The organism is Vibrio sp. (assembly GCF_050299255.1).
GTDB lineage: Bacteria > Pseudomonadota > Gammaproteobacteria > Enterobacterales > Vibrionaceae > Vibrio.
In genome coordinates, this window is sequence record NZ_JBNKVP010000130.1 from 1 (window position 1) to 5,002 (window position 5,002).

General features: G+C 46.7%; 6 protein-coding genes. 1 reads left to right on the top strand and 5 read right to left on the bottom strand.

Features of this window, described 5'->3' with window-relative positions; translation table 11 throughout:
• Window positions 1–242: hypothetical protein (locus tag ACQY6F_RS18085; protein ID WP_428776441.1), on the top strand; the 242-nt coding region annotated here is incomplete at its 5' end.
• A 265-nt stretch (window positions 243–507) separates the two neighbouring features.
• On the opposite strand, the gene ACQY6F_RS18090 is transcribed toward ACQY6F_RS18085, so the two are convergent.
• From ACQY6F_RS18090 to ACQY6F_RS18110, 5 genes are all read right to left on the bottom strand, one after another.
• Window positions 508–1,143: a sigma-70 family RNA polymerase sigma factor gene (locus ACQY6F_RS18090; RefSeq protein ID WP_428776442.1), complete on the bottom strand. Its 636-nt coding sequence runs from the start codon at window positions 1,141–1,143 to the stop codon at window positions 508–510.
• Window positions 1,144–1,735: 592 nt separating this feature from the next.
• Entirely contained in the window at window positions 1,736–2,299 is a 564-nt protein-coding gene (locus ACQY6F_RS18095) for a single-stranded DNA-binding protein (protein ID WP_428776443.1), read from the bottom strand.
• Between the two features lie 193 nt (window positions 2,300–2,492).
• Window positions 2,493–3,641 (bottom strand): hypothetical protein, encoded by a 1,149-nt coding sequence (locus ACQY6F_RS18100; protein WP_428776445.1) that lies wholly within the window; start codon window positions 3,639–3,641, stop codon window positions 2,493–2,495.
• 63 nt (window positions 3,642–3,704) lie between these two features.
• The gene (locus ACQY6F_RS18105) at window positions 3,705–4,412 is read right to left on the bottom strand and encodes a hypothetical protein (RefSeq protein ID WP_428776446.1); all 708 of its coding nucleotides are present in this window, start codon (window positions 4,410–4,412) and stop codon (window positions 3,705–3,707) included.
• A gap of 37 nt (window positions 4,413–4,449) precedes the next feature.
• Window positions 4,450–4,863, bottom strand: coding sequence for a hypothetical protein (locus tag ACQY6F_RS18110; RefSeq protein ID WP_428776448.1), 414 nt, complete (start codon window positions 4,861–4,863; stop codon window positions 4,450–4,452).
• Window positions 4,864–5,002 lie beyond the last annotated feature (139 nt).

A 5,002-nucleotide genomic window follows, 5' to 3' on the forward strand; every position in this document is an offset into this window, starting at 1 on the left:
TCGTGTACGAAGCAGAGTCAGAGTGCTGGGTAGTCATTGCCATTGGTGCCGGGCTCGGGCTGTTTGATAAGGCAGCAGAAGGGGTGCCCATGGCAACGGCTGTGCCATTAGCGACGTTAAACTCAAGTTTTTTGATAGAGCCTGAGTCGCCACCACAACCTGAAATCAATGCGGCCATCAAAATCGGAAAAGCTAATTTATTCAGAATGATATCTACTACTAATAATAACATCATAAATTAATCAGCTTGCATGTGGAGCAAAGTACATCAATTGTTACACTTGTGTGGGTATTCGATGCTGAACTGATTAGTTTTATTAGGGCAAGCGTAGAGTGTTTCGCCTACGCGGTGCGTCGTAGCTATCAAACTTTGGGGCACTTTTGATTTATAAATGGCAGCGAATCGATGTGAACACCACCATTGTCACTTGAAATCTATTATCTGGTATCAAACTTACCTCTCTTTCGAGCCGCGCAGCCTTCTCAAATCTGCTATTAACGTAGGATTTAGTCACCGACAAAATCGCTGGCGTTGAATTCGAGTTCTTTGAGCAGTGATGAAATTTCAGTGACGGCTTTGCGTACCTTGACGCCGACATGCCGCTCCGAGATCGCCAGAATTTGGCTGATTTCCCGGTTGGACATTTTCTGTACGAATTTTTGGTGTAGGAGGTGCATGTGATCTTGATAGATGTAGGCGTCCACTTGTTTCAGTTTTTCCATCATTTGAGCAAATGAACGTTCGTGCAATTCAGGGAATGTTTCAATCATTTCGTGTTGATGCTCTTCGTGTGTGGTCGACAATGGGACAACATGATAATCCCCGCGCTTATCGGCAGGGATCGACACTGCAGTACGAGAACGGTTGTAATCAATGATCGCGTTACGAATGGTGGTATTGCAGTATTTCAACAACGAGGTGTGGTCATTAAATGGCAGTTGGTTGGCCATAAACCGGCGCGACAAATCGAACAGCTTGAGTTGAACTCGCTGTGTGCATTCATTCACATCATCCTGGCAGAAGGTGATGGCGGTACTGTGAATGCGACAGTTGATGGTCACATCCAACTCTTCTATTAGCCAAAGGAAGAGTTGGTTTGTCTGCTGATGTATATCATTACTGCTAAGAATGATAGTGTCCATTTGATACATATCCTAAATTCAAGACGTCAAAGCCCAGTCGTGCGAGCTGGGAAAAGTTGCACGGCGTTCTCTTTGTGTCGAAAGACGGAGGGTGGTCTCTCATAGGTTTGTGCAGAACAAACAGGTAAATTGGCCAGAGCCTGGTGTGAAATTTTTTTGGCTCAGGTTCTCATTTTTGAGGCTTGATTTTACCAAAAGAGAGAAAAATGTCGAAGTTTTCGTCAGGTAAAGGTCAGGTTACTGTAATTTTTCGCCAGAATTGCGGTTTGCTTCAAATAAAGTACGCTAAAAAAGCGGTGAAATTCTGAAAGTACTTATATGTCCACACTTGAATAACCCTATCGGTGCTCGCTGCACCTCCCTACCAAACCGGCGCCGCCGTTTCGCTAAAAATTGGATAAAATTAAAATAAAAATTCTATAACCAGTTGAATTAACAGTATATTACGTAAGGTTATTGCGATAGCTGCGTTATGTGTTTAGTTGCTCATAGTGTGGACATATAAGTACTTTTGCGAAAGAAGTCCCACTTACAATGTTGTAAGTGGGGACTGTATGTTATGGATCTTTTGTTATTTCCTTACGGAATTGTGTCAGAATGGCGCAGCTTGATTCCAATTCTCTGGCGGTGGTGCGTACTTACTCGGTTGAGTCGGTTCGCGTGGTGCCTCCGAAGCGGATTCCGTCTGCTGTTCTACCCTTAGTTTTTTGTCCGGCTTCGCGTCGCTAGGATTACTCTTTTGACGTTTTGCCGCCGGCTTGCCTCTGGCGACTTTCTGACGTGTTTGCGGTTTGGCTTCGCTCTCTGAGTCTGAATCCTTGAGGGAATGGAAGTTCAGCTGAACTTCATGCTGACGCTCTGAAACGTAAATCTCTTTCAATCGACGCGTCCCCTCGTCAGTCTCGAAGGTTCGAGTGCGCAATGAACCGACCACGTTCACTTCCATGCCTTTTTTGGCGTAGTCCGCGACGTATTGGGCAGTCGGGCCATAAATTGCCACGTCATGCCATTCGGTGTCGCTGACCGTTTCGCCCTCTTTCTTGTAGCGTTTGGTCGTCGCGACGGTAATGTTGCAGGCGATGCCGTTATTGTTTAACTCAACAATTTCCGGATCGCTGCCCAGGTTGCCAATCAGCTCTACTCGATTGCGGTACATGGTGTTGCTCCTTTATGAATCCTTGCGGATGGGTGGTTAAGGTATGCTGCGCCGAACTATTTCGGTGTCACTCAAGCAGCAGTGACGTTTTTGCACAAGGGCAAAATCGGGTATTGATAACGACAACCAGCGTGTCGTTATCAATACCGACTTAAATACCGGGCGCGCAGTGGCGCCGGTATGGGTAGTAAAGTCAAAAATCGAGATCCTGTTGGCCACAGATGTAGCCGCCACCATCAGGTTCATCGCTAACAAGTTGCCAAGTTTGACCGTCGTCAGATTCAAATACTGCATAACGAAGCGCATAACATTCGCCTTGCGACCACAGATTGTAGGTTTCAAGGCGCCACTCGGTTATTTTCATGATCCTGAGTCCAGAGGCCCGGGTTTTATCCAGTACAGTGATGTCCATTTCAGGAAATTCGTCTAGGACAGACGCTGCCAAGGTATAAGCCTGGAGATAGTCAAAACAGACACTGGTTTGGTCCGCAAACTTTTGCTTTGTTTCCGGATGTCGCCATTTCAGCTCCAACACGTTGTTGCTGTGTTCAACCACCTCTGCCACCGTGTATAACCGTTCTAAATCCTGATGTTCGCCGTCGACCAAGGTAATTTTGGTATAGACGGCAACCGGGTCTAGCTCGGTTGGTTCTACAAGGCTTAGCTCACCATTCGACTCTTGGACTGCCACCTCGTTGTCATCCACCAATCCATATTCGTACATGGCGTGGAAAACCGGGTGAAAGAACTCGGTATCTAAATTAGAGTCGTTGTCGAAGTCCAGAGAGTAAGTGTCGTCATCACAAAACAGGTAGTGATAGCTTTCTCTGATCAGTCGATTCTTGACCATTTCTTTAAGCTGTCGCTTATCTATTTGGTAATGAGACCCCAGCATTGCGGCAAACACATCGTCGGTTTGAGTCGGGCTTTGCTCACGCAAACACTGCAACGATTGGTGATAAATGGCCTTTGCTATTGTCGGATAGCGGTCTTGCAGTCGCTCCGTCATAGCGTCGTTGCGATCTGCTGTGACCAACCGATTCAACAGGTCCTCGCGAAACCTCAGATCCGCGTCTGCGTAAATGCGGGCATCCGCCATCAAACTGGCCACATCGATGTCATGATTTGAATTTCCGTCTGCATAAAATGGCGATGACGATTCCTCAAACTGAAAGCCAAAATAGTCCGAGTCACCCTGGTAGATTGACGCATCATCGTGCTCAAAATAGTGCACAGTCACGCGCCGCTCCGTGCTTTCCAGCACTTTGTAGGGCAAGCCGGAATCAATCGGATTGGATTCGAGTTCGTCAAAACATTGCTCGATGATTGTCTCAATTGTCATAAGTATTTTTCCTTTTAAAAGGCCCTTCCGGGCGGGATTCGCCCCCGAAGGGGCGATGATTGGTTATGATGGTATGTCACAGCAGGGATCGTAGGCAGGTTCAAAACCGCCGTCATCATCTAGGACAGGCGGTTCAGTCATCATGACATCTGCTTTTGGTTTAGGCTTAGGTTTATCCTGGTCTGGTTGGGCTTCAGCCGTTGGTTTGTTCGGTTTTCTGAACATACCCGCGACAGATACCTTAACCGGAAAACCGTCTTCATCCCTGACCAGTTGGTTCTGGCCATTGGTCTGAAAAACGCCTCTTCGCAAAAACGTTGGGATATCCAAGTCTGATGGCAGCGGATTTATTGCTGCGGCCAAACTTAGGTGTCGTTGATGTTTTTCCTGCAGAGTGGTCAACTGCGCTGAAAACTGATGGAACTGAGTGTCAAAGGCATCAGCCGCCAATTTGCGTGACTGCTGGACTTTCGACCGTTTTCTGTTCGCTGCTTGAAACCGCGTTCGACGGTCTACCTTGATCTTGTTGTCTTGGTAAGACGTTTTGTATGCGGTACTGAGGTAGCGTGTGCTGGCCCAGATATCGGCTAATACAGATGTCGGGGTAGACACAAACACGTATTTCAGTCCTTTCAGCAATCCCAACATCAGCTGGTAGGCCAATTTCAGGATGTTTCGTGCAAACTTCAATATTTCAATCGCACAACGCGTCAAGAGGCTAGGTAGAATCGTCAGACAGACGATCATTAGCACAAACATGATAACAACCATGGTATTTCTCCTTTAAATGGTCCTTTCGGACTTGGTTTTAGTTCAACGCCAGTTCTGGCTGATTCAACAATGCATCCAAACATCCGCTGTGCGGGTGGTTGAAACCTTGATGGATTAACTCTTCCCATGCGGCATCGATATTGTCATATCGCATGTCGCATATCGGCCCCTTTGCATCGTAGATGACCACCGTATAGCGATCAGCTTGGTAGGTGTCATTTACAACACAGGCCACTTGGTTGCCTTTGGGTACCTCCACTAATCCTGTTCCATGTTGCAACAGAAACCGCAGTTTAACGGCCTGTTTCAAATGCTCCATATACAGGTTTAGCATGGTTTCGAACTCAACTTGACCAAGGTGAGTGAGCCGGGATAAGCAGGTGATATCACCTCCCAGTGTCACTATTTGATCGGTATAGAATTCGAGCAATGAGTTATTTTCTTTGTTCATGGGTGTCTCCTATTAAATATTCTTTCGAATGTTTTTTTGATGTACCGCGCCGAACCATTACGGTGTTACCCAAGCGGTAGTAACGTTTTTGCACAGAGGCAAAATCGGTTCAGATAAGATGGACTTACCTCAAACGACT

What these genes read in the sequence shown, in the direction of transcription:
- ACQY6F_RS18090 (WP_428776442.1), bottom strand. Translation starts at nt 1,143, where the DNA reads ATGGACACTATCATTCTTAGCAGTAATGATATACATCAGCAGACAAAC.
- ACQY6F_RS18095 (WP_428776443.1), bottom strand. Translation starts at nt 2,299, where the DNA reads ATGTACCGCAATCGAGTAGAGCTGATTGGCAACCTGGGCAGCGATCCG.
- ACQY6F_RS18100 (WP_428776445.1), bottom strand. Translation starts at nt 3,641, where the DNA reads ATGACAATTGAGACAATCATCGAGCAATGTTTTGACGAACTCGAATCC.
- ACQY6F_RS18105 (WP_428776446.1), bottom strand. Translation starts at nt 4,412, where the DNA reads ATGGTTGTTATCATGTTTGTGCTAATGATCGTCTGTCTGACGATTCTA.
- ACQY6F_RS18110 (WP_428776448.1), bottom strand. Translation starts at nt 4,863, where the DNA reads ATGAACAAAGAAAATAACTCATTGCTCGAATTCTATACCGATCAAATA.